The 21,102-nt window shown below is 62.2% G+C and carries 22 protein-coding genes; 17 read left to right on the top strand and 5 right to left on the bottom strand.

Translation table 11 applies throughout. The features are described 5' to 3' along the window. The first annotated feature begins 19 nt into the window (after window positions 1-19). From TX78_RS01960 to dapF, 9 genes are all read left to right on the top strand, one after another. Complete coding sequence (locus TX78_RS01960) at window positions 20-661, top strand: CinA family protein (RefSeq protein ID WP_049897315.1); 642 nt, start codon at window positions 20-22, stop codon at window positions 659-661. Between the two features lie 77 nt (window positions 662-738). Further along, a complete protein-coding gene (locus TX78_RS01955) occupies window positions 739-1,140 on the top strand; it encodes a helix-turn-helix domain-containing protein (RefSeq protein WP_044493106.1) in 402 nt (133 codons plus the stop codon). A 62-nt stretch (window positions 1,141-1,202) separates the two neighbouring features. Beyond that, window positions 1,203-1,709, top strand: coding sequence for a MarR family winged helix-turn-helix transcriptional regulator (locus TX78_RS01950; RefSeq protein ID WP_049897313.1), 507 nt, complete (start codon window positions 1,203-1,205; stop codon window positions 1,707-1,709). Next, window positions 1,706-1,927, top strand: a complete 222-nt coding sequence (locus TX78_RS01945) for a DUF3046 domain-containing protein (protein ID WP_044493103.1) — start codon at window positions 1,706-1,708, stop codon at window positions 1,925-1,927. The genes TX78_RS01950 and TX78_RS01945 overlap by 4 nt, the downstream gene beginning before the upstream one ends. 201 nt (window positions 1,928-2,128) lie before the next feature. After that, window positions 2,129-3,187 (top strand): recombinase RecA, encoded by a 1,059-nt coding sequence (gene recA / locus TX78_RS01940; protein WP_044493101.1) that lies wholly within the window; start codon window positions 2,129-2,131, stop codon window positions 3,185-3,187. A gap of 10 nt (window positions 3,188-3,197) precedes the next feature. Continuing rightward, window positions 3,198-4,001: a regulatory protein RecX gene (locus TX78_RS13045; protein ID WP_233722124.1), complete on the top strand. Its 804-nt coding sequence runs from the start codon at window positions 3,198-3,200 to the stop codon at window positions 3,999-4,001. 44 nt (window positions 4,002-4,045) lie between these two features. Then, the gene (gene miaB, locus TX78_RS01930) at window positions 4,046-5,578 is read left to right on the top strand and encodes a tRNA (N6-isopentenyl adenosine(37)-C2)-methylthiotransferase MiaB (RefSeq protein WP_044493098.1); all 1,533 of its coding nucleotides are present in this window, start codon (window positions 4,046-4,048) and stop codon (window positions 5,576-5,578) included. Beyond that, a complete protein-coding gene (miaA, locus tag TX78_RS01925; RefSeq protein ID WP_044493097.1) occupies window positions 5,578-6,507 on the top strand; it encodes a tRNA (adenosine(37)-N6)-dimethylallyltransferase MiaA in 930 nt (309 codons plus the stop codon). The genes miaB and miaA overlap by 1 nt, the downstream gene beginning before the upstream one ends. An 8-nt stretch (window positions 6,508-6,515) precedes the next feature. Further along, on the top strand, window positions 6,516-7,424 hold the full coding sequence (gene dapF, locus TX78_RS01920; RefSeq protein ID WP_233722123.1) for a diaminopimelate epimerase: 909 nt from the start codon (window positions 6,516-6,518) through the stop codon (window positions 7,422-7,424). A gap of 5 nt (window positions 7,425-7,429) precedes the next feature. Here dapF and TX78_RS01915 read toward each other — a convergent pair whose 3' ends face one another. Together TX78_RS01915 and TX78_RS01910 are read right to left on the bottom strand one after the other, a co-directional pair. Then, window positions 7,430-8,689 (bottom strand): folylpolyglutamate synthase/dihydrofolate synthase family protein, encoded by a 1,260-nt coding sequence (locus tag TX78_RS01915; protein WP_049897308.1) that lies wholly within the window; start codon window positions 8,687-8,689, stop codon window positions 7,430-7,432. Continuing rightward, window positions 8,686-9,312, bottom strand: a complete 627-nt coding sequence (locus tag TX78_RS01910) for a class I SAM-dependent methyltransferase (protein ID WP_044493092.1) — start codon at window positions 9,310-9,312, stop codon at window positions 8,686-8,688. The genes TX78_RS01915 and TX78_RS01910 overlap by 4 nt, the downstream gene beginning before the upstream one ends. A gap of 226 nt (window positions 9,313-9,538) precedes the next feature. Between TX78_RS01910 and hflX the strand changes: the two genes are divergently transcribed. Both hflX and TX78_RS01900 read left to right on the top strand, forming a co-directional pair. After that, a complete protein-coding gene (gene hflX / locus TX78_RS01905; protein ID WP_044493090.1) occupies window positions 9,539-11,131 on the top strand; it encodes a GTPase HflX in 1,593 nt (530 codons plus the stop codon). 4 nt (window positions 11,132-11,135) lie between these two features. Next, window positions 11,136-13,205, top strand: a complete 2,070-nt coding sequence (locus TX78_RS01900; RefSeq protein ID WP_407635372.1) for an ATP-dependent DNA helicase — start codon at window positions 11,136-11,138, stop codon at window positions 13,203-13,205. Here the strand turns inward: TX78_RS01900 and lexA are convergent. Then, on the bottom strand, window positions 13,202-13,936 hold the full coding sequence (lexA, locus tag TX78_RS01895) for a transcriptional repressor LexA (protein WP_044493088.1): 735 nt from the start codon (window positions 13,934-13,936) through the stop codon (window positions 13,202-13,204). The genes TX78_RS01900 and lexA overlap by 4 nt on opposite strands. Before the next feature lie 200 nt (window positions 13,937-14,136). On the opposite strand from lexA, the gene TX78_RS13040 reads away from it, so the two are divergent. The 6 genes from TX78_RS13040 (at window position 14,137) to TX78_RS01865 (ending at window position 18,795) form a co-directional block, all read left to right on the top strand. Continuing rightward, window positions 14,137-14,571 carry a LysM peptidoglycan-binding domain-containing protein gene (locus TX78_RS13040; RefSeq protein ID WP_049897307.1) on the top strand — a complete coding sequence of 145 codons (435 nt, stop codon included), beginning with the start codon at window positions 14,137-14,139 and terminating at the stop codon, window positions 14,569-14,571. Window positions 14,572-14,641: 70 nt separating this feature from the next. Further along, window positions 14,642-15,820, top strand: coding sequence for a histidinol-phosphate transaminase (locus TX78_RS01885; RefSeq protein ID WP_044493086.1), 1,179 nt, complete (start codon window positions 14,642-14,644; stop codon window positions 15,818-15,820). Between the two features lie 12 nt (window positions 15,821-15,832). Further along, complete coding sequence (gene hisB, locus TX78_RS01880) at window positions 15,833-16,450, top strand: imidazoleglycerol-phosphate dehydratase HisB (RefSeq protein WP_044493083.1); 618 nt, start codon at window positions 15,833-15,835, stop codon at window positions 16,448-16,450. Then, window positions 16,447-17,088 (top strand): imidazole glycerol phosphate synthase subunit HisH, encoded by a 642-nt coding sequence (gene hisH / locus TX78_RS01875; protein ID WP_233722122.1) that lies wholly within the window; start codon window positions 16,447-16,449, stop codon window positions 17,086-17,088. Before hisB ends, hisH begins: the two co-directional genes overlap by 4 nt. Window positions 17,089-17,150: 62 nt before the next feature. Continuing rightward, a complete protein-coding gene (gene priA / locus TX78_RS01870; protein WP_044493077.1) occupies window positions 17,151-17,915 on the top strand; it encodes a bifunctional 1-(5-phosphoribosyl)-5-((5-phosphoribosylamino)methylideneamino)imidazole-4-carboxamide isomerase/phosphoribosylanthranilate isomerase PriA in 765 nt (254 codons plus the stop codon). 7 nt (window positions 17,916-17,922) lie between these two features. Beyond that, window positions 17,923-18,795, top strand: a complete 873-nt coding sequence (locus tag TX78_RS01865; RefSeq protein ID WP_044493075.1) for an SseB family protein — start codon at window positions 17,923-17,925, stop codon at window positions 18,793-18,795. Between the two features lie 41 nt (window positions 18,796-18,836). On the opposite strand, the gene TX78_RS01860 is transcribed toward TX78_RS01865, so the two are convergent. Next, window positions 18,837-19,352, bottom strand: coding sequence for a MarR family winged helix-turn-helix transcriptional regulator (locus TX78_RS01860; RefSeq protein WP_233722121.1), 516 nt, complete (start codon window positions 19,350-19,352; stop codon window positions 18,837-18,839). Window positions 19,353-19,458: 106 nt separating this feature from the next. Beyond that, window positions 19,459-20,094: a PepSY domain-containing protein gene (locus TX78_RS01855; protein WP_044493072.1), complete on the bottom strand. Its 636-nt coding sequence runs from the start codon at window positions 20,092-20,094 to the stop codon at window positions 19,459-19,461. Window positions 20,095-21,102: the final 1,008 nt, after the last annotated feature.

Genomic DNA, 21,102 nt, shown 5'->3' with positions numbered 1-21,102 from the left:
CGGGTCTAGGCTTGGGTCCATGCCTGTTGAAGGAGACGCGCAGAAGGTGGCCGAGGAGGCCGAATCCAGTACCGACCCGGTAGAGATCGTCCAGCGCTGCGCCCACCGCGGTCTGACTCTGGCCACCGCCGAATCTCTGACAGCCGGTTCCCTGGCTGCCCGTATTGCGGATGTGCCTGGTGCAAGCCAGGCGCTGCTAGGCGGGGTGATCGCTTACAGCAACCAGGTTAAGGAGCACGTGCTGAAGGTCTCGGCGGATCTTCTGGAGACCCGTGGCGCCGTTGATCCCATTGTGGCGGCTTCGATGGCTCAGGGAGCAGCAGAACGTTGCGGAACTGATATCGGCATTTCAACCACCGGGGTGGCCGGGCCTGCGCCGCACCAAGGTAAGGACGTCGGCACCGTCTATCTGGGCATTGCCTGCCGTGAGGATGCTGTTCAGCGGCTGGGCCTGAGCCTTCCGCAGGGCTGTGACCGGATTGACCAGGACATATCGCAGCAGTGGCTGGCCGGTGCACTGCTGCTGCATCTGGACCCTTCGGCTGATCCTGACCAGATGCGGGTCGAGATCCGAAAGGCTTCAGTGCAGGGAGCGTTGAAACTAGTGGAGGATTTTCTGCTGACCGAACCGGCGGGACTGCCCGCCAGCGCCGGTTCTTAGCTAGAGTGGGGAACAAAACGGCGGGCAGGTCAGTTGTTTCTTAGGCGAGACGCATGAATCTTAAAGGAGCGATTTCCATGGTTCGACAGCCAGTCACCGTCAACGGAGTCACCCGTTGGAAGGACATGGACGTTGATGGTGCCGCCGGAGCGGACACCCGAGAGTCCAAGGGAGTGGTCCTGCGTCAAGAGATTGGTGACGTGCTGCGAAGCATTCGTCAGTCCGAAGGTCGCACCCTGCGTGATGTGTCCCACGATGCCCGAGTATCTCTGGGCTACCTTTCAGAAGTGGAGCGCGGACAGAAGGAAGCCTCCTCTGAACTGTTGGCATCTATCTGCACGGCGCTGAATGTGCCGCTTGCGGTCATGCTCTTCCAGGTTGCTGAGCGCATCGCTACAGCCGAGGGCCTGACAGTGCCGGATACAGTGCCCACCGAATTCCAGCGCGAGTTCGGTCACGAGGAGCTCGTCTCCTACTGATGTTCGAAGGCGGCCGTCCGTGAAAGCGGGCGGCCGTTTCACTTCCGCTTAGACTGGCACGCATGACATCGACCGACCGCCGTGCCAAAGTCAAGGAGCTCCAGGAGGAGTTCTACAGGCTGTTCGTCCGCCGCCGCCATAATGCTATTCAGCTGGCGCAACGGATCGATCCGGAGATTGAGCCTGCATCCTATTCGGTGCTCTCGACCCTGCAGACTAACGGTCCGCAGCGAATGACGACTATCTCGCGGCATCTGGGCATCGGCAAGCCGACTCTTTCCCGTCAGCTGAGCACTTTGGCTGAGCGCGGTTTCATCACCAAGAAAGCAGATCCCGACGACGGGCGCGCGCTGGTCATCTCCTTGACTGAGGAAGGGCGCGAGCGCCTAGAAGCGGCCCAGAAGGAGCGCTCGGAGCGTTACCTGGACATGCTGAGTCCCTGGACGTTGGAGGAGATTCAGACCCTCTCGGGACTGTTGTCCAAGCTCAACCGGACCTACGCAGAGTACGACGACGCCCCGCGCAGCCCAACGCCCGGGCGGGCTGAGGCCGATGGAGCAGCTCAGTGAGGGAGTCGCGGTTCTGGACGCTGATGGAGGACGAATTCGGCGCATCCTATGCTCACGTGCTGGCCGGGGAGCTGGTGATCTCCCGGTACCAGCTCACTGCCAAGCAGGCCCTGGCTGCGGGAGTGTCTCCGCGCGAGGTATGGGAGGCGCTGTGCATCCAGCAGGACATTCCTGAGGAGCGCCGGTTCGGCAAAGATCGGCCTCCCAAGCGAGACTGATTCGAGACACGCGCAGCACACTATCGAAACTGTGTTCGATCAAGGGTACAGTTTTCCCCAGAGCAGTAATACGTGGCCCGATGGTGTTTCTCTCCACAGTAGGACAGTGGCCCATCAACATGTCCGAGGCTCTCAGTAGCCTTAAACATGTATCGAGCATCGGTGCGCAGGTCGCATCACTCAAGACCCGTGAGGTGAAACATGGCAGTCAATCCGAATAAGCAGAGCGGCGACCGGCAGAAGGCGCTGGAAGCTGCACTGTCGCAGATCGACAAGCAATACGGCAAGGGTTCGGTGATGCGCCTCGGGGATGAGACCCGCGCGCCGATCGAAGCAATCCCTACCTCTTCGATTGCCATGGACGTGGCACTGGGCATTGGGGGTTTCCCACGCGGTCGCGTGGTGGAGATCTACGGTCCTGAGTCCTCCGGTAAGACCACCGTGGCTCTCCATGCGGTGGCTAATGCCCAGCGCAATGGCGGTATTGCAGCATTCATCGATGCTGAGCACGCCCTTGACCCTTCCTATGCCGAGAAGCTTGGTGTGGACACTGATGCGCTGCTGGTCTCGCAGCCGGATACCGGCGAGCAGGCGCTGGAGATCATGGACATGCTGGTCTCTTCAGGCTCGCTGGACATTGTGGTGATCGACTCGGTGGCAGCTCTTGTGCCGCGCGCTGAGATCGAGGGTGAGATGGGTGATAGCCATGTGGGCCTGCAGGCTCGGCTGATGTCCCAGGCGCTGCGAAAGATCACCGGACGCCTGGCCCAGACCAAGACTACCGCGATCTTCATCAACCAGCTGCGTGAGAAGGTCGGTGTCTTCTTCGGCTCACCGGAGACCACCTCCGGCGGTAAGGCCTTGAAGTTCTATGCATCTGTGCGTGTTGATGTTCGGCGTATCGAAACCCTCAAAGAGGGCACTAATGCTGTGGGCAACCGTACTCGCGCCAAGATCGTGAAGAACAAGATGGCGCCGCCGTTTAAGCAGGCTGAGTTCGACATCCTCTACGGCGAGGGCATCTCCCGAGAAGGTGGACTGATCGATATGGGCGTAGAGCACGGAATGGTGAAGAAATCCGGTGCCTGGTTCACCTATGACGGTGACCAGCTCGGTCAGGGCAAAGAGAAAGCTCGGCAGTTCCTCAAGGACAATCCGGACTTGGCTGATGAGATCGAACGCCGGATCAAGGAAAAGCTCGGCATCATCAAGCCTGCCGAGGATACCGATGGCCCGGCTCTGAAGGCCGTAGACGCCTAGGGTCGGAGTCATGAGTATGCAGGATGACCGCGGAGGGCAGCAGCAGAAGCTGGATGCCCTCCGCGAGACTCTGGCCAAGCTCGAGGCGGGAGAGTTGTCCTCGGATCTCTTTGACCCCGCACCACAGGACAGCGCCACGCAACCACAGGGCAGCCCAGCGGATACCGAACCGCAGGGGATCACAGCCGACACTGAACCGCAGGGGACCGTCGACGCTGCACCACAGGGCAGTACCGCCGACGCCGAACCGGCCGGGTCTGGCTCTGCTGCACCGGCAGCCGAACCTGACTTCAACAAGGCATCCAGTGCCTCTCGGGAGGATCAGTACGCCAAGGCTCGGGCAGTGGTTCTGCGTAAGCTCACAGGCTCGCCTAAATCCCGCCACCAGCTGGCGCAGGCATTACGGGAACGTGAGTTCAGCGAGGAGACACTCACCGCTGTGCTAGACCGTATGGAAGAAGTCCACCTCGTCAATGACCGCGAGTTTGCCCGGATGTGGGTACGCACGCGGCATGAGACCAAAGGCCTTGGCAGTGCGGCCCTGAAGCGCGAACTGCGCGATAAAGGCATCAGCGAAGCAGATGCCGGGGAGGCCCTTGAGCAGCTCAGCGCCGATGATGAGACAGCAGCAGCGCGGGAACTCATCGCCGCTAAGCTCCGCGGCGTGGTTGTCCCTCCGGCGCACAGTGTTGAAGACCGCAAGGAGCGTGACAAGCTCACGCGCCGACTGGTGGGCATGCTCGCCCGCAGGGGGCACAGCCCGGGCGCCGCGTTCAGCCTGGTGCGCGAAGAGCTCGACGCGCGAAGCCGGTAGAATTGCCGAGCACTGAAGCACCCGAACCCGCATTGAGTTGAGCCATGACTGAGACCCTTCTGGAACGCCCTGACACACAGCACACTGAACGCACCTACGAGGTGCGCACTTTTGGGTGCCAGATGAATGTCCACGACTCGGAGCGGATCTCGGGGCTGCTTGAAGATGCCGGCTATGTACCGGCCGAGCAGGGACAACAGGCAGACCTTGTCGTCTTCAACACCTGCGCTGTCCGGGAGAACGCCGATAACCGCCTCTACGGGAACCTCGGGCAGCTGAAGCCGATCAAGGCCAAGCACCAGGGAATGCAGATCGCCGTCGGCGGTTGCCTCGCGCAGAAGGACCAGAACGCGGTCCTGGAAAAAGCACCCTGGGTCGATGTGGTCTTCGGCACCCATAACATCGGTTCACTCCCTACTTTGCTGCAGCGTTCTCGGCACAATGCTGAAGCTTCCATCGAGATTCTTGAATCTCTTGAGACCTTTCCCTCCACCCTGCCAACCAAGCGCGAGTCCGTGCATTCGGGCTGGGTGTCGATCTCCGTGGGCTGCAACAACACGTGCACGTTCTGCATCGTTCCCTCCCTGCGAGGCAAAGAGCGCGACCGCCGCCCCGGGGAGATCCTGGCAGAGGTGCAAGCGCTGGTCGACGACGGCGTGGTTGAAGTCACCCTGCTGGGGCAGAACGTCAACACTTACGGTGTGGAATTCGGCGACCGCCAAGCATTCGCGAAGCTGCTGCGAGCCTGCGGTGACATCGAAGGTTTGGAACGCGTGCGATTCACCAGCCCGCATCCGGCCAGCTTCACCGATGACGTCATCGACGCGATGGCTGAGACGCCAAACGTCATGCCGCAGCTGCACATGCCCCTGCAGTCTGGCTCGGACCGAATCCTGAAAGTCATGCGACGCTCTTACCGCGGGAAGAAGTTCCTGGGCATCCTGGAGAAAGTTCGCGAACGTATCCCGCATGCGGCAGTGACTACGGACATCATCGTGGGCTTCCCCGGCGAGACCGAGGAAGACTTCGAAGACACCATGCGCGTGGTTGAGCAGTCCCGCTTCTCCAGTGCCTTCACCTTCCAGTACTCACCGCGTCCGGGCACCCCAGCGGCCACGATGGATGAACAGATCCCGAAGAAGATCGTCCAAGAACGATTCGAACGCCTCGTAGCCCTTCAGGACAGGATTTCCGCAGAAGAAAACGCCGCCCTTATCGGTACCACACAGGAACTGCTGGTCACTGCCGATTCCGGATCCAAGGGGGCCAGCACGGGTCGGCTCTCCGGCCGGGCAGCAGATAACCGACTGGTCCACTTCTCCGTCCCAGACGGTGCTGCCACGCCCCGGCCGGGTGATTTTGTCTCCGTGCCGATCACTGAAGCAGCAGGATTCCACCTGGTCTCAGACCCCCAGCTCGAGCAGTATTCATTGCGCCGCTCCCGTGCCGGTGACGCCTGGGACCGCTGGCAGGCTGATTCTTGTGGAGTGGGAACAACCCAGGTCGAAGGAGCCAAGCCCGGTGCCGTCTCTTTGGGGATGCCCGCCCTGCGCCCGGCAGTCGGCATCAGCCGGTGATGGACTCAGCTGTAGGGACACCACCGCTTCTCGTCGTCGTAGGTCCCACTGCCTCCGGCAAGTCCGGGCTGGCGATTGATCTCGCGGACCGCCTCCACGGCGAAGTCATCAATGCCGATTCCATGCAGTTCTATCGCGGCATGGATATCGGCACCGCAAAAGTCACCGACCAGGAACGTCGATCGGTGCCGCACCACCTTCTCGACACACTAGACCTGAGTGAAGAGGCCTCAGTGGCCACTTTCCAGCAACAGGCCCGCGAAAAGATCACTGAGGTCCGCTCACGCGATAAGACTCCGATCCTTGTCGGAGGTTCCGGTCTCTACATCCGCGCTGCCATCGATGACATTGAATTCCCACCCACAGACCCTGCGGTGCGTCAACGCTTACAAGACCGGCTGGAGCAGGAGGGGGCTGCGGTGCTGCGCGATGAACTACGCCGCACCGATCCAGAATCGGCCAGTGTGATTCGAGACGACCGCCGACTAGTGCGTGCCCTTGAAGTCGCCGAAATCAGTGGACGCAGCTTTACCTCATTCATGCCGCAGCGGGTCTATCACCCGGAGATGACGCCGGTGGTGCAGTTGGGGCTCAATGTGGAGCGGGGACTGCTGCATCAGCGGATCGCTGAGCGGGTTCACCTGATGCGCGAACAGGGGCTCCTCGATGAGGTCAAGCGCCTTGAGCAGGCCGGACTGCGCGAGGGACGCACCGCAGGTCAGGCCATCGGGTACCAGCAGTGCCTCCGTGTCCTCGATGGGGCATTGAGCCTGGAACAGGCAGTGGAAGAGACCATCGTGGCGACCCGAAAGTTCGCCCGCCGTCAGGAAACCTGGTTCCGTGCCGACCCGCGCATCACATGGTTGCAGGCCCCGGCCGAGGATCTCCTGGATTCAGCCCTGGAAGCTATTGAGACAGCAGGTGGTTGACTATGACTATGGAGTTCACCAAAGCCCACGCCACCGGCAATGACTTCGTCATGATCGCCGACCCCGCAGGGGGCATCACACTTAGCCCCGAACGTGTGGCGCAACTGTGCGACCGCCACCTCGGCGTTGGTGCAGATGGGCTCATCCGTGCGGTACCCGCTCATGCCTTTGATGAAGGTCGCGACGCGCTGGAGGCCGTCGGGCTGACCAGCACCGAGCAGGCGCCGCTGTGGTTCATGGACTACCGCAACGGCGACGGGTCCATCGCCGAGATGTGCGGCAATGGTGTGCGGGCTTTCGCTCATTTCCTGCTCAGCAATGGCTACGCGGAGTTGGAGGACGGCGGAAGCCTCCCGGTGCTGACCCGCGGTGGGCTCAAGACTGTGCAGAAAGTGCCGGAAGGCTATGCCATCGGCATGGGCATCTGGTCCTTCATCGACCCGGAAATGGCGGCGGAACGGGCCAGCGATTCACTGGTCCAGGCAGCCGGCCTGGAGGACCCGCGACCTGCCCTCAGCATCTCTATGGGGAACCCGCACACTGTGGTCGCATTGCCAGATACGGCGTCCCTGCAGCGGCTCGACCTGCACCAGGCCCCGAAGGTGGAGCCTGTTCCGCCTCACGGCACCAATGTGGAGTTCGTGGTACCTGCCGAACCTCTGGTGGAGACCGGAGTGGGACGCGTCAGTATGCGAGTCCACGAACGAGGCGTGGGGGAGACCCTGTCCTGCGGCACCGGCGCGTGTGCCGCCGCAGCGGCTGTCCGCGTGTGGGCGGCCGGCGACGGCGTCGATACGTGGAAGGTGGGCGTGCCCGGCGGGGAAGTGACGGTCCGTTTCCGTGCCCGGCCTGACGGCGCCGAGGAAGTGGAACTCGCCGGTCCAGCTGAGCTGGTCTACACCGGCACAATGCACTGAGGACCTCAGGCCAGGAAGAGCCGCTCGGCGTCGACGCGAAGGGTGCGCAGCACCAGCGAGGTGAACAGTACGGTCCCCGCCGCCAAAGTATGACCCTGGCGCAGCAGTGAATCCAGCTGGTCATCGGTGACCCACTCCCAGGGCCAGGCATCGCGCTCAGGCATGCCGGTATAAGCCCCCGGAATCTCCACGAAGACCTTGCGGCCCGGGAACTGCCGCAGTCGCTGAATGAAACCAGCAAGGTCCTTCGACGGCGGCAGGCACACCAGCACCTGGTGGTCCTGATGCCCCCAGGTCTGCCGGCAATAATCCAGCGCCGCATCCAAGCCCGCAGCTGAAACAGCTGAGTCCACCACGCACTCCTGCTCACCGAATCGATGCAAAGACAGCCTGCCCGGATACTGCACGGAGCGCAGCGCCGCCAACAGGTCGGCCTCCTGCTCAGCCCCGACCACCCCGTGGAGGGCGCGCGCTGCGGCCACACCGAGAGCCGCATTGGTGCGGCCAAAGCCGGCCGGCAGGTGCTCGACCATTCGGTACTCCCAGGGACCGGACTCCAGAAGCACGGCCTCACGGCTGCTGCACCGCTGGATGAGAATCTGTGCGACTTCTGCAGATTGCGGGAAACTCACGCAGAATCGCGTGCTGGAGGTGACCACCGAGGCCTTATCACGGGCGACGTCGGCCACCGTGGGGCCAAGGATCTCCAGGTGCTCCGCAAAGATCCCGGTGGCGACCACACCCTTGAGAGGCCAGTGCGAGAGATCATCGGAGGCACCACCGATTCCAGCTTCTGCCACGGCCACGTCGATGCCCTCCTGGGCGAAGATCAGCATCCCCATCAGCAGGAACAGTCCAGTCGGTGCCAAATACCCGGACTCGGCTGTCGCGGGCGGTAGCTGCCTGCGCGCTGATTCGATCTGCAGCAGCACCCGACGGCGTACTGGCTCCTCAACGACCCGCCCGGCAATCCGGATTCGGTCCGCATTGGACACCGCTCCGGGACTCATGACTGTCCCCACCCGGTAGCCGAGACCGGCCAGTGCCGCCGAGGCATAGGCGGCTGCCGTTCCCTTACCTTTGGAGCCCACGACGCCGATCACCTGATGGGGCGGCTGCGTGGGCTCGTAATTCAGTGCCGTCATCAGCGCAGCTGTGCGCGTCAGCGATCGTGTGGACGCCCGGCGCAGCTCGCGCCACTCGGAGAAGATCACCGCCTCTTCAAGCTCGGCGATGGGAAGCTCGGCCAGCTGTTCCAGTGTCACTGTGGGTGGCCCCGGCGGACTCGCAGCAGCCGGAATCCTTTATCCGTCTCTGGTCGGTCGACAAGGAATTCGCTATCAATATCGGCGAGCATGCTGCTCATCCACTTTTGAAGTGAGTCTGCTCCTAGATTCTTCTGCACCACCAGCCACGCGGTGCCACCAGGTTCCAATCGGGGGAGCCATGTCTGAAGCAGTTCATGCAGCACCGCTTTGCCCACCCGGATAGGAGGATTGGACCAGATCGTGCTGAACCGGACGTCGTCGGGAACATCCTCTGGGGCGTGGACTCTGACCTGAGGCAGATCCAGCGCTGCGGCGTTCTCGGCACAGAGGGTGCGCGCCCGGTCATTGACATCCACCGCCCACACCTCGGCCTCGGGGGAGCGCATTGCCATGCTCAAGGCGATCGGGCCCCACCCGCAGCCGATATCAAGCAGATTGCCTCCGGCTGCAGGGTCCGGAACGTGGTGCAGTAGCACCGCGGTGCCCTTATCCAGGCCGTCAGGGGAGAAGATGCTGCCGGCGGTGGTGACGTGAACGTCCCGACCCTCAAGGGTGACCGGGATAGTGCGGCGCTGCATCGGAGCGGCTGGATCTGGGGAGAAATAGTGCGAGGAGCTCACCTAAGAGATCGTATCCTCCGCACCTGTTCGATGCGGATTCCCCCTGTCCAATACTGGCTTGATGTGCGATACTAGAATACATGTGGATTCGTCACACCGTGTTTGCCCGCCCCCGCGGCTGAAACACCTCACTGGAAATTGCTCCCGGGCTCTGAAGTAAGCCGCCGGTTGAGCTTGTCCGAATCCCTTTAACTATTTGGACCCCGATCCGGGTCCCCGAGGATTTATGACTGAATATAAGAACTCAGAAAAAGACAACGCTCAGTCGAGCATTGATGCCACTATCGCCCGCATCCTCGCGGCAGATGAGGCCAACACCGACGGCAAGGCGACCCGCTTCGTCGCTGATCAAGAACACCTCAATGAGGACGCCAGGCAGCGTCGTCTTTCGATCCTGGGTGATCGAGCCCGCGAACTTGCTGACTCCGATGCCCACACCGAACACGACGGCGAGCAGTACGACCTCTTCGAGCGCCGCTCACTGCGCCGCGTGGAGGGCCTCTCCACAGAACTTGAAGACGTCACCGAGGTCGAGTACCGGCAGCTGCGCCTAGAACGGGTGGTCCTGGCCGGGCTGTGGACTGAAGGAACCATCACCGAAGCCGAGTATTCGCTGCGCGAGCTCGCGGCACTGGCCGAGACTGCCGGTTCCACAGTGCTTGACGGGTTCATCCAGCGTCGCGGCAAGCCCGACCCGGGCACCTTCTTCGGCTCCGGCAAAGCGGTAGAGATCAAAGAAGCGGTCGCTGAACTCGGCGCCGACACTGTCATTGTCGACTCCGAGCTGGCCCCCTCCCAGCGCCGAGGTCTTGAAGACATCGTGAAGGTCAAGGTTATCGACCGCACCGGCCTGATCCTGGATATCTTTGCCCAGCACGCGAAGTCCCGTGAGGGTAAAGCCCAGGTGGAGCTGGCCCAGATGGAGTACATGCTGCCTCGCCTCCGTGGCTGGGGTGAGTCACTGTCCCGTCAGGCCGGTGGTCGAGTCGGCGCTGCCGGCGGCGGCATTGGTTCCCGCGGCCCCGGTGAGACGAAGATCGAGCTGGACCGTCGGCGCATCAACCAGCGCATGGCCAAACTGCGCCGCGAGATTGCTGGTATGAAGCCAGCCCGTGATGCCAAGCGGGCTAACCGTAAGCGCAACGCTGTGCCGTCGGTGGCCATTGCCGGGTACACCAACGCGGGCAAGTCCTCCCTGCTGAACCGCCTCACCGACGCCGGGGTGCTGGTGGAGAACGCGTTGTTCGCCACCCTGGATCCCACCACGCGTAAAGCCGTGACCCCTGATGGCATCGGATACACGCTCTCTGACACGGTCGGGTTCGTTCGGCAGCTGCCCACGCAGCTCGTGGAGGCATTCCGCTCCACCCTGGAAGAAGTCGCCGACGCGGATCTGATCCTGCATGTTGTTGACGCCTCCCACCCGGAGCCCGAAAGCCAGATAACTGCCGTGCGCAAAGTGCTGGCCGAGGTGGACGCCCACGAAGTCGATGAGATTATCGTGCTGAATAAGGCTGACGCCGCCGAGTCGCATGTGATCGATCGGATCCGGCGTCGCGAGCCGCATGCCATTGTGGTCTCCGCCCATACGGGTCAGGGTATTGACGAGCTGAAGCAACTGATCAGTGACTCCATCCCACGTCCCACAGTGCCTTTGCAGCTGTTGGTGCCTTATGCCGACGGCGAGGTTGTCTCGCGCCTGCACGCTGAGGACGCCGAGATTCTCTCCACGGATTACCAGGAGGAGGGCACCAGGATTCATGTACTGGTGCGTCCGAGCCTTGCCGCGGAACTGAGTCAGTACCAGGTGAAAGACTAGGAGCGTGACTTCGGCTTCCACTTCTACCGCGCGCCCTGCTGAGATCAGCCCCGCTGCTGACCGAGCTGAAGAACTGCTCACCACAGCAGTAGACGCCTTCGACGGCAGTCGGCGTGAGGGGCAGGTGGAGATGACGCGACGAGTGGCAACTGCGTTGCGTCGTCGAAAGCATCTGCTGGTTCAGGCCGGTACCGGTACTGGTAAATCCATGGCCTATCTGGTGCCTGCAGTGGCCCATGCGGTGGAGGCTGACAAACCCGTTGTGGTCTCCACCGCGACTCTTGCCCTGCAGGCCCAGATCATGGGTCGGGACCTGCCGCGTCTGCTGGAGAGCATTGAGCCTGAGCTGCCGCGCCCTGTGGAGGTCGCCCTGATCAAGGGCAGGGCCAACTACCTGTGTAAGCAGAAACTGGCCGGCGGATTCCCCGAGGGCGACGACGATCAGGAAGCCCTTTTCGCCGCGGCCGTGGAGCCTACCGACGGTGTGACCACCTTCGAACCCACCTCACGGCTGGGCAAAGAGGTGGTCATGCTGCGCGAATGGGCTGAGACCACAGACACCGGAGATCGCGACGACCTGCCCGACGGTGTCACAGATCAAGCCTGGCGTCAGGTGTCGGTCAACGCGGTGGACTGCATCGGCCCACGTAAATGCCCGATGGCCGAGGAGTGTTTCTCGGAGCTGGCGCGACGCGACGCCGCTGACGCGGACTTGGTGGTTACCAACCACGCGATGCTCGCTATTGATGCCTTCGAGGGGTTGGAGGTCTTGCCTGAGCATGATGCGGTCATCATCGATGAGGCTCATGAGATGGCCGAGCGGGTCACCTCTGCGGTGACTGCACAGCTCTCGGCGCAGATGATCCAGGCTGCCGCCAGTTCCGCGCGAAGGCATACCGCCATCAGCGTCGATGCTCTGCAGGCCGCCGCATCGGCCGTGGAGACGGCTTTCGGCGCTGCCGAGTCCGGTCTGTTGGTGAGCACCCCGCGGCGACCGACCGGAATGAACGAACAACAGCTCCAGGCCGTTGAGCTGGCTAGAAATGCTGCCCGGACTGCGCTCTCTGATTCCAAGCCCTCGGGTGACGGTGAAGCAGATATTGGCCGCACTACGGCGCGTTCACGTCTGCAGGCGGTGATGGATACTGCCAACCGGATGCTGGATGCGGGGGAGACCCCGGATGTGATCTGGTTGTCCCGCCCTGGAACATTCACACCGGGGCAGGGGTATCGGGAGGCTGATATTTCCGAGCCGCCCATCATCTATGTGGCACCGACCTCGGTGGCCGGCCGTCTCCGGGAGGGACTCTTCGGGGAACGCACCGTAGTGCTCACGTCGGCGACACTGACTATCGGTGACAGTTTCGATCCGGTAGCCGGCCAGCTTGGCCTGAAGGGCGAATCAGCCCCGGCGTGGGAGGGCATTGATGTCGGCAGCCCATTCGACTATCCGCGCCAGGGAATGTTGTATGTGGCGAAGCACCTCCCGGCGCCGTCACTGAAAACCCAGGATGTCCAGCGCGAGGAGCTGGCAGGGCTGATCGAAGCCTCAGGAGGCGCAACTCTTGCGCTGTTCTCCTCGCGGCGAGCTGCCGAAGGAGCCGCAGAGGAACTGCGCACCAAGATGGATGTCCCGATCCTCTGCCAGGGGGACGCGACCATGTCTGCCCTAGTGCGGCAGTTCGCAGAGGATGAAGAGACCTGCCTTTTCGGCACTATGAGCCTGTGGCAGGGCGTTGATGTTCCAGGTCGGTCCTGCCGGCTGGTAGTTATTGACCGGATTCCGTTCCCGCGGCCCGATGATCCGCTGACCAACGCCCGCAGTCAGGAGACGGCCCGAGCTGGCGGCAATGGATTCATGCAGGTCTCTGCCACCCATGCAGCCATCCGATTGGCCCAGGGCGCAGGGCGATTGATCCGCACCGCAGAGGACCGAGGCGTACTCGCAGTATTGGATTCGCGGTTAGCAACTGCGCGTTACGGCGGATTCTTGAAGAAGTCCATGCCGGACTTCTGGGCCACTACTGACCAAAAGGTCGCTCGCGGTGCCCTAGCCCGACTCCGCGAGGGCTAGCTCAGACTCCGCAGTACGGTGACGACCTTGCCCATAATCGTGGCGTCGTCGCCCAGAATTGGCTCGTACATGCGGTTCTGCGGCAGCAACCACTGATGACCATCACGACGCTTGAGGGTCTTGACAGTGGCCTCGTCCTCGAGGAGAGCGGCCACAATGTCCCCGTTATCAGCATCCTGCTGACGGCGGACCACAACCCAGTCGTCTTCGAAGATTCCAGCTTCAATCATGGAATCGCCGCGCACCTGAAGCATGAAGAGCTCGCCCTCACCAGTGATCTGGCGAGGCAGCGGCATGACTTCTTCCACGTTCTGTTCGGCAAGGATGGGACCACCAGCGGCAATGCGTCCTACCAAAGGCACCTCTGAGACACGGCTATCGCTATCAGTGCGGTAGGCGTCCAGCTGGATCACGGTCTCGTCCTCGGCGCCCTGGCCGCGAGACTGTGCTGAATCGCTGCTGCTGTTCTCGGTGGCCAGCAGACGTCCAGACGAGTCACGAATGACCTCCATGGCGCGAGGTTTACCCGGGACGCGTCGCAGGTAACCGAGCTGCTGAAGTCGAGCCAGCTGGTGCGTCACCGATGAGAGCGAGGCAAGACCGCAGGCATCTCCAATCTCCCGCATAGACGGCGGATAGCTGCGCTCAGCCAGAGACTTCTGGATGACATTGACGATCTGGCGCTGACGCTCAGTCAGTGCTGGTGCTTCATCGGTCTCCGGTGCCGCCATGTGCCGGTCCTCCCTGTGACGGACTTTCGTGTCAGACCCTCCCCGTTGAATAGGGAACGTCATCGAAAGTCACTTCGAACATTACGGTCAGGCTACTCGAAATCGCAGAAAGATTCCATAGATATATGCGAGTGTCTGGCCACGAGTCGAAGATATGTGCTAGAAATAGAACACAGGTTCGAAACAGGAGGTTTTTCCCCATGACCACCTCATCTCAGGTCCCCACCAATATGCTTCGCTCTCATACGGCTCGCACCGATAAGGATCGGACAAATACAGCCCGCGCCAAAGGACACCTCTCTGGGGTCGCTTTGCGCCTGACCCGCCGGGGCCGCTTGATGTTCCTTGGCCTGCCTGCACTGCTGCTTGCCGCAACAGTCGTGGCGGGTGCCCTCTTCGTCTCCGCTTCCTTCTTTAATCAGGTCCAGGCCGGATCGACAGAAGCCGCTGGTGTCCATGCCGAAGAAATGAAGGTCAATGCCGGGGACACTCTCTGGTCGATCGCCTCTCGTGCTGACACCAACGAAGACGTCCAGACGGTGATCCTGCAAATTGCGGAACTCAATAGCTTGGATTCGTCAGAGCTTCAGCCAGGCGAGGTCATTTATGTCCCCACCTCGGGGCCGCAGAACTGAGTCATTTCACTCTGTGGTCTTCGCCCCGGGGTCGTATACCTCCAATTCAGGCGAGGACTAGGATAGTCGGGTGAGCGAACAGCAGACCCGCACTTCCCGACTGGCAGCCCTACCGCTGCGTGATGAGCTCCGCGGTCAGGCGCCCTACGGCGCACCTCAGCTAGCAGTTCCAGCAATGCTGAATGTCAACGAAACCACCTATGACGTCCCGTCAGATGTCGTTGATGCCATCGCGAAAGAGGTCCGCAGGGCTGCAGAGAGCCTCAATCGCTATCCAGACCGTGAGTTCAGCCTGCTGCGCCAGAAGCTCGCGGAGTACCTCAACCGTGAACTTGCTCGCGACGCCTCTGACTTTGGAGCTGCGGCGCTCCAGCTCACTGGTGAACACATATGGGCGGGCAACGGCTCCAATGAGGTGATGCAGCATATCCTGCAGGCCTTCGCCGGCCCGGGTCGTAGCGTGATGTCCTTCCCGCCGACATATTCGATGTACCCGCTCTACGCCCGTGGTGTATACAGCGACTACATTGCAGGCACCCGCGGTCCCGGCTACACCCAGACACCTGACGATGTCGCGGCCCAAATCCGTGCGCACCGTCCCCATGTGGTCATTCTGTGCTCACCGAATAATCCGACCGGTACGGCACTGGACCTGGCTGTGGTGGAGGCCGCCTACGAGGCCGCGCTGGACACAGAGACCATGGTCATCGTTGACGAGGCTTATGGAGAGTTCCGTCAGCCCGGCAGGCCCTCAGCCCTGACGCTGCTTCCCGGACGCCCACAGTTGATCGTCACCCGCACCATGAGTAAGGCCTTCGCCCTTGCCGGCGGCAGACTCGGTTATCTTGCCGCAGCCCCAGAAGTCACCGACGCCCTGCGCCTGGTTCGTCTGCCTTATCATCTCTCGGCCATCACCCAGGCTGCCGCCTGTGCTGCCCTGGATCATGCGGCTGACCTCATGGCCAACGTTGAGCGGATCAAAGCCCAGCGCGACCGGATCGTCGTCGAACTTCGGGGGATGGGCCTTGACCCATACCCCTCGGACTCTAATTTTGTGTTCTTCGGGGGTTTGTTGAATGAGAAGGACGCTTGGCAGCACCTGCTCGACGACGGCGTGCTCGTCAGGGACGTTGGTATTCCGGGGCATCTGCGCGTCACGGCTGGCACCGAAGAGGAAACCACGGCGTTTCTGACATCCCTTGCACGGCTCGCAGAGAACTCCACAGCCGGCGTCACAGCGGAAAGATAGACTGGAGCTCTTATGGCAGCTGAACTGATGAGCGGGCGCATCGCGCAGATGGAACGCACCACCAGCGAATCGCAGGTACGTGTGCGGATGAACCTTGACGGCACAGGCACGTCAAATATCAACACCACTGTGCCCTTCTACGACCATATGCTGACCGCTCTGGCCAAGCACTCCCTGATCGACCTGGACATTGAAGCTGAAGGCGATACTCATATCGATGTTCACCACACGGTTGAGGACACCGCCATCGTGCTTGGTGAAGTGCTGCGCACCGCACTTGGGGACAAGCGCGGCATCCGACGTTTCGGTGAAGCGACCGTCCCCTTAGATGAGGCCCTGGCCCACGCCGTCGTTGATGTCTCCGGGCGCCCCTACCTCGTGCACTCCGGTGAACCGGAAGGCCAGCAGTATCACCTGATCGGCGGGCACTTCACCGGCTCCATGACACGCCATGTCTTTGAGGCGGTCACCTACCACGCTGGTATCTGCCTGCATATGCGGGTCCTGGGTGGTCGCGATCCCCACCACATCGTCGAAGCCCAGTTCAAGGCCTTCGCCCGCGCGCTGCGTGAGGCCGTGGAATCAGATCCGCGCACAGATGACATTCCATCCACCAAGGGGGCACTGTGAGTGCTAGGCCCACCGTCGCGGTGCTGGACTACGGCTCCGGGAACGTGCACTCGGCAGTGCGCGCCCTGGCACGCGCCGGTGCCGAGGTTGAATTGACCCAGGACACTGAGAAGATCCTCAACGCCGAGGGTCTGGTAGTTCCCGGCGTCGGAGCCTTCGCTGCGGTGATGGACGCTCTTAAAGCTATTGATGCACCACGCTGGATCGGTCGCCGCGTTGCCGGGGGTCGGCCGGTGCTGGGCATCTGTGTAGGACACCAGATCCTTTTCGAACGCGGGGTAGAGCACGGTATTGCCGCAGACGGCATGGGGGAGTGGCCAGGCGAGGTCACCGCGCTGCCCGATGACGTCGTCGTTCCCCATATGGGGTGGAACACCGTACGTGCTCCGGAGGACAGCGTGCTCTTCGAAGGGCTGCAGGATGAGCGTTTCTACTTTGTGCATTCCTACGCAGTGCAACGCTGGGATTTTGATCAGAGCGTGGAAGCGATGCATCCGCCCCAGGTCACCTGGGCACATCACGGCACCGACTTCATCGCCGCAGTGGAGAACGGTCCGCTAGCGGCCACGCAGTTCCACCCGGAGAAGTCCGGGGATGCCGGTATGGCGCTGCTGCGCAACTGGATCAAGAGCCTCTGAGCGCCCACACGGACGCAGGCTGAGACGAACCATAACGGGTAAGAGAAAGAGACACCGCCATCATGACTGAGACTGCCACCGTGCCCGCTGCAGCAACACCCGCACTCGAGCTGCTGCCTGCAGTGGATGTCGCCGGAGGTCAGGCCGTGCGCCTGGTCCAGGGTGAGGCTGGGTCTGAGACCAGCTACGGGGATCCGCTCGAGGCGGCTTTGACCTTCCAGGAGCAGGGGGCTGAGTGGATTCACCTGGTGGACCTCGACGCCGCATTCGGTCGCGGACATAACCGCGAGGTGCTGGCACGGGTAGTCAAGGAGGTCGGCATCAAGATCGAACTCTCCGGAGGAATTCGCGACGACGAGTCCCTGGATCGCGCACTGGAATTCGGCGCTACCCGAGTCAACCTCGGCACCGCGGCGCTGGAGGATCCGGAATGGACCGCCCGTGCCATCGCCCGCCATGGCGATGCGATCGCGGTGGGTCTCGATGTTCGTGGGGAGACGTTGGCAGCCCGAGGCTGGACGCAGGAAGGCGGGAACCTCTGGGAGGTGCTGGCGCGCCTGGAGGACGCTGGCTGCCCCCGGTACGTGGTGACTGACGTGACCAAGGACGGCACCCTGCGCGGTCCCAACACCGACCTTCTGGCGCAGGTCTGCTCTAAGACTGATAAGCCTGTTGTGGCTTCCGGTGGTATCTCTTCCCTGGAGGATATCCAGGCATTGGCCAAGATGGTGAGCCTCGGTGTTGAGGGCGCCATAGTGGGCAAGGCGCTCTACGCAGGGAAGTTCACGTTGCCGCAAGCTTTGAAGGCTGCCGCCGCCTCGGCCTAAGCACAACATGTCCAAAGAGCTACCGGCGCATATCGCGAATCTGCTGCAGCGTCAGCAGCGCAGCCCTGATGGGCGCGCTGCTGATTCGGCAGGGGTGCCCTGGGAGGGGCGCGATCTGGCCGGTGAAGGCAATCCGTTACACACCTTCGACGGCGACGACGGGCTAGCTACCCCGCAGGTGCTGACTGCCGGGCAGGCGCTTATCTCCGGCACCGGGGACGAGGCTGGTTTTGTGAACGCCCTGGTCGGGCAGCGGCTTTTCGCGCCGGTGATCGCCACCGTGGCAGAAGAAGGCGAGGCCTTGGAAGCTGGCGGTCCGGTGGGGGATAAGCAGGCCGATATTGCGCTGGTGACTCTGACAGCTCCAGATGGACGCCAGGCGATGCCGGTATTCACCTCTGTGCAGGCGTTGACGGACTGGCACTCCGAGGCCCGTCCGGTGGCCGCTGAAGCCGAACGCATTATGCTGGCCGCGCTGGCAGAGGGCGCGGAGCTGGTTGTCCTGGATCCGGGCGCGGAGCTGACTTTTGTGATTCGCCGTCCAGCGCTTGAGGCTCTGGCTCAGGGCGGCACCTGGGTGCCCAGTTATGCTGACGCCGAGCTGGCCCAGGCGCTGTCCGAGGTCCCCGACCTCTGCCCCGGCGTGGAGTCTCTGGTGCTGCAACCTAATGCCGGCATTGTCACGACCACAGCAAGCGGTACCCAAGTGGTAGGCGGCGGAGCCGGTCCGGAGCTGAGCATTGGGGTGATCTGCTCACCGGGGGCCGATGCGGTGGATGAGCGGCTAGCCCTGGCCGCGGTTCAGGCAGCGCTGGAGGATGTGGAGATCCTGCGTCGCCGTGCTGACTCATTGCAGATTCTGTCTGCGCGGCGGCAGTAATCTCGTTCTTCAACCGAGGCCTGGATCAGCAGGGGTCCGGGTCAGCAGGGGTCCGCTTCAGCTGAAGCTACGGTCTGCAGGATCTGGTCGCAGATCCGTTTGAGTTCTTCGGCTTCTGTGTTGTCCAGTGCCGGGTGGAACAGCTGCTTGATGTGCTGGGCGTGGAGCTTGGATGCCGTGGCGAAGACGCTACGTCCCTCGTCGGTGAGCCGGGCGGTCATTCCGCGCTTGTCCTGTGGGTCTGCGCAGCGCTCGATGAGCCCACGGGAGGTCAGCGACTTCACCTGGTAGGAGAGCCGGGATGGAGAGAACACCATCTTCTCGGCGAGCTCGCCCATCCGCAGCTGCTGGCCTGGGGCTTCTGAGAGCAGCAGCAGTAGGTTGTAATCGGTGAGCTTCAGGCCTGTGGTGGCGTGCAGTCGCTTTTCCATCCGGTCGCTGATGATGGCGCTTGTTTCGAAGAAGGCTCGCCAGGCGCGCGCTTTGGGGGTGTATCCGGTGAGGTCGCGGCGCTCTGGCTGCGGTTCGGCGGGGTGGCCGCTCTGTTCGATGCTCACGGAAACACCTCTTTCTTAGACAACGGCTGTGGGCCCTACTGGCAGTTGAATTAGTCTACCGGCAGGGCCCACAGGCCGTATTGAGTTAGGTGGAGATCACTCCAGATCAGTCGCTGGTGCGCACCACATCTCCGGTGGCTACATCCACATAGATCTCGGTGCCGTTGGTCAGTTCGATCTCCCACACGACGGTGCCGTCTTCAGTGTCGAGTTCGCCCTGATAGGGCTCGGCGCCGCCTTCGGACTCGGCGGTCTGAATAGCCTCAGCGATCTCGATCTCTACGGCTTCGGCCTCATCGCGGTCATCTCCGTCGATGCCGTCATCTTCGCTGTCGATGATCTCGAAGGACTGCGAATCGATCTCGAGCTCCCACTCGGTCTGGCCGTCGTAGACGAATACCTCAACGTAGCCATCGTCATCGGTATTGTCCTCGAACTCGGTCACTACACCGTCGGGGTACTCCTCGAGAGCTGCGTCGATCGCCTGATAGACCGGGTGATCCCCAGTAGCACCCGTTGCAGCGTCATCGGTGGCTTCGTCTGTCGCGGTGTCTTCAGTGGCCGCGTCGGTGGGGGATTCTTCAACTGCGGGGGACTCCTCCGGAGTGGGGGAGTCCTGGACTTCGGCGGCGCCGTCGTCTGTGGTCTGCTCGGTGTCATCTGGGGCGCAAGCTGCCAAAGCCAGAGCGGCAGCAGCAGTAACGGAGAGGATTCCCAGCGGGTTTGATGAAAGATCAGCCATGGGAATATGTCTACGCACTGTCTCTTCACAGGAGCTAATAGCAAGCTGGAAGGTTCCTCCATGTGCCTGCACCCTCATAGGGCTGCACCCTCATGTGGCTGCTCCTTCCGGTTCCGCGAACGCCCACTGGAAAATCCGTGGCCCTTCGGGCCGCAGCTGAACCGCCCTGCCCGGGATGGTCTGTTCCAGCAACGGCATCATGGCGGGTACTGCATCCGTCTCACTCCGGCTTACTGGTGAGAGGAAAACCACCCCTCCCGAGTAGCGAGCCGGGTGGGCCCACGGAAGCTGGCTGAAGAGTGTTGCTGAGGGGGATGCGGTCGCCACAATAGCGGCCCCTCGCGAGGCCCATTCCTGGAGCTGTTGATGCTGGGCGGAGCTGCACCGCTCGGCGTCGTCGACCAGGATCAGGGACAGTCCAGCTGCTGATCCTTCAGCAATCTGGTCCGGGAGGTGCAAACCCCAGTCGTTGCCGCCTGACAGGCACAAGAAATGGGAGGAAAGCTGCTGAAAAAGTCGCAGACAGCTGGTCTTGCCAGTACCAGGGGAACCCACAATGAGGGTCACCGGCGCTACCTTCAACCTCACCGGACGCCAGGTGAACTGTTCAATCCCGACCACGAATGAGTCGGAGGGTCCCTGGTCTTCGGGATGCCTCGCGAGGGCATCCCTCAGCTGCGAATGCGGAAGTCGCTGGGGTAAAGGCCGAATCCACAGTGGGGGTCGCGGGCTAGGCTCTTTAGTCACAGTCGGGGGCTGCGCGGCAGTGATGAGCTGTACTTGCAGCCCAGGTGGAGCGACGGTGGGGTCGAGAAGCACGCCTCTGCCCGGTTGGGAGTCACTGGAACGCAGCTTGGGCCACAGATACGTGATGTCCTGGGACGAGCCGAAAGGCAAGTACACCCGCCGCGGTATCCGTCCCACTAGTTTTCCGACTGCTAGTTCCCTGCCGCCGCAGATCATCAGCGACATCCCTGCTGCGGAACCTTCGGCAGCAATGAGCCCCAG

It is taken from the genome of Nesterenkonia massiliensis (assembly GCF_000455245.1).
Taxonomy (GTDB): Bacteria; Actinomycetota; Actinomycetes; order Actinomycetales; family Micrococcaceae; genus Nesterenkonia; species Nesterenkonia rhizosphaerae.
Note: the sequence above shows the minus strand (reverse complement) of the source record. Positions and strands in the feature narration are given on the sequence as shown.

Excerpts from the sequence above, each read along its gene's own strand:
- miaB (WP_044493098.1), top strand. The coding sequence starts at position 4,046 with ATGACTGAGACCCTTCTGGAACGCCCTGACACACAGCACACTGAACGC.
- miaA (WP_044493097.1), top strand. The coding sequence starts at position 5,578 with ATGGACTCAGCTGTAGGGACACCACCGCTTCTCGTCGTCGTAGGTCCC.
- TX78_RS01950 (WP_049897313.1), top strand. The coding sequence starts at position 1,203 with ATGACATCGACCGACCGCCGTGCCAAAGTCAAGGAGCTCCAGGAGGAG.
- TX78_RS01960 (WP_049897315.1), top strand. The coding sequence starts at position 20 with ATGCCTGTTGAAGGAGACGCGCAGAAGGTGGCCGAGGAGGCCGAATCC.
- TX78_RS13045 (WP_233722124.1), top strand. The coding sequence starts at position 3,198 with ATGAGTATGCAGGATGACCGCGGAGGGCAGCAGCAGAAGCTGGATGCC.
- recA (WP_044493101.1), top strand. The coding sequence starts at position 2,129 with ATGGCAGTCAATCCGAATAAGCAGAGCGGCGACCGGCAGAAGGCGCTG.
- hflX (WP_044493090.1), top strand. The coding sequence starts at position 9,539 with ATGACTGAATATAAGAACTCAGAAAAAGACAACGCTCAGTCGAGCATT.
- TX78_RS13040 (WP_049897307.1), top strand. The coding sequence starts at position 14,137 with ATGACCACCTCATCTCAGGTCCCCACCAATATGCTTCGCTCTCATACG.
- dapF (WP_233722123.1), top strand. The coding sequence starts at position 6,516 with ATGGAGTTCACCAAAGCCCACGCCACCGGCAATGACTTCGTCATGATC.
- hisB (WP_044493083.1), top strand. The coding sequence starts at position 15,833 with ATGGCAGCTGAACTGATGAGCGGGCGCATCGCGCAGATGGAACGCACC.
- priA (WP_044493077.1), top strand. The coding sequence starts at position 17,151 with ATGACTGAGACTGCCACCGTGCCCGCTGCAGCAACACCCGCACTCGAG.
- lexA (WP_044493088.1), bottom strand. The coding sequence starts at position 13,936 with ATGGCGGCACCGGAGACCGATGAAGCACCAGCACTGACTGAGCGTCAG.
- TX78_RS01865 (WP_044493075.1), top strand. The coding sequence starts at position 17,923 with ATGTCCAAAGAGCTACCGGCGCATATCGCGAATCTGCTGCAGCGTCAG.
- TX78_RS01955 (WP_044493106.1), top strand. The coding sequence starts at position 739 with ATGGTTCGACAGCCAGTCACCGTCAACGGAGTCACCCGTTGGAAGGAC.
- TX78_RS01855 (WP_044493072.1), bottom strand. The coding sequence starts at position 20,094 with ATGGCTGATCTTTCATCAAACCCGCTGGGAATCCTCTCCGTTACTGCT.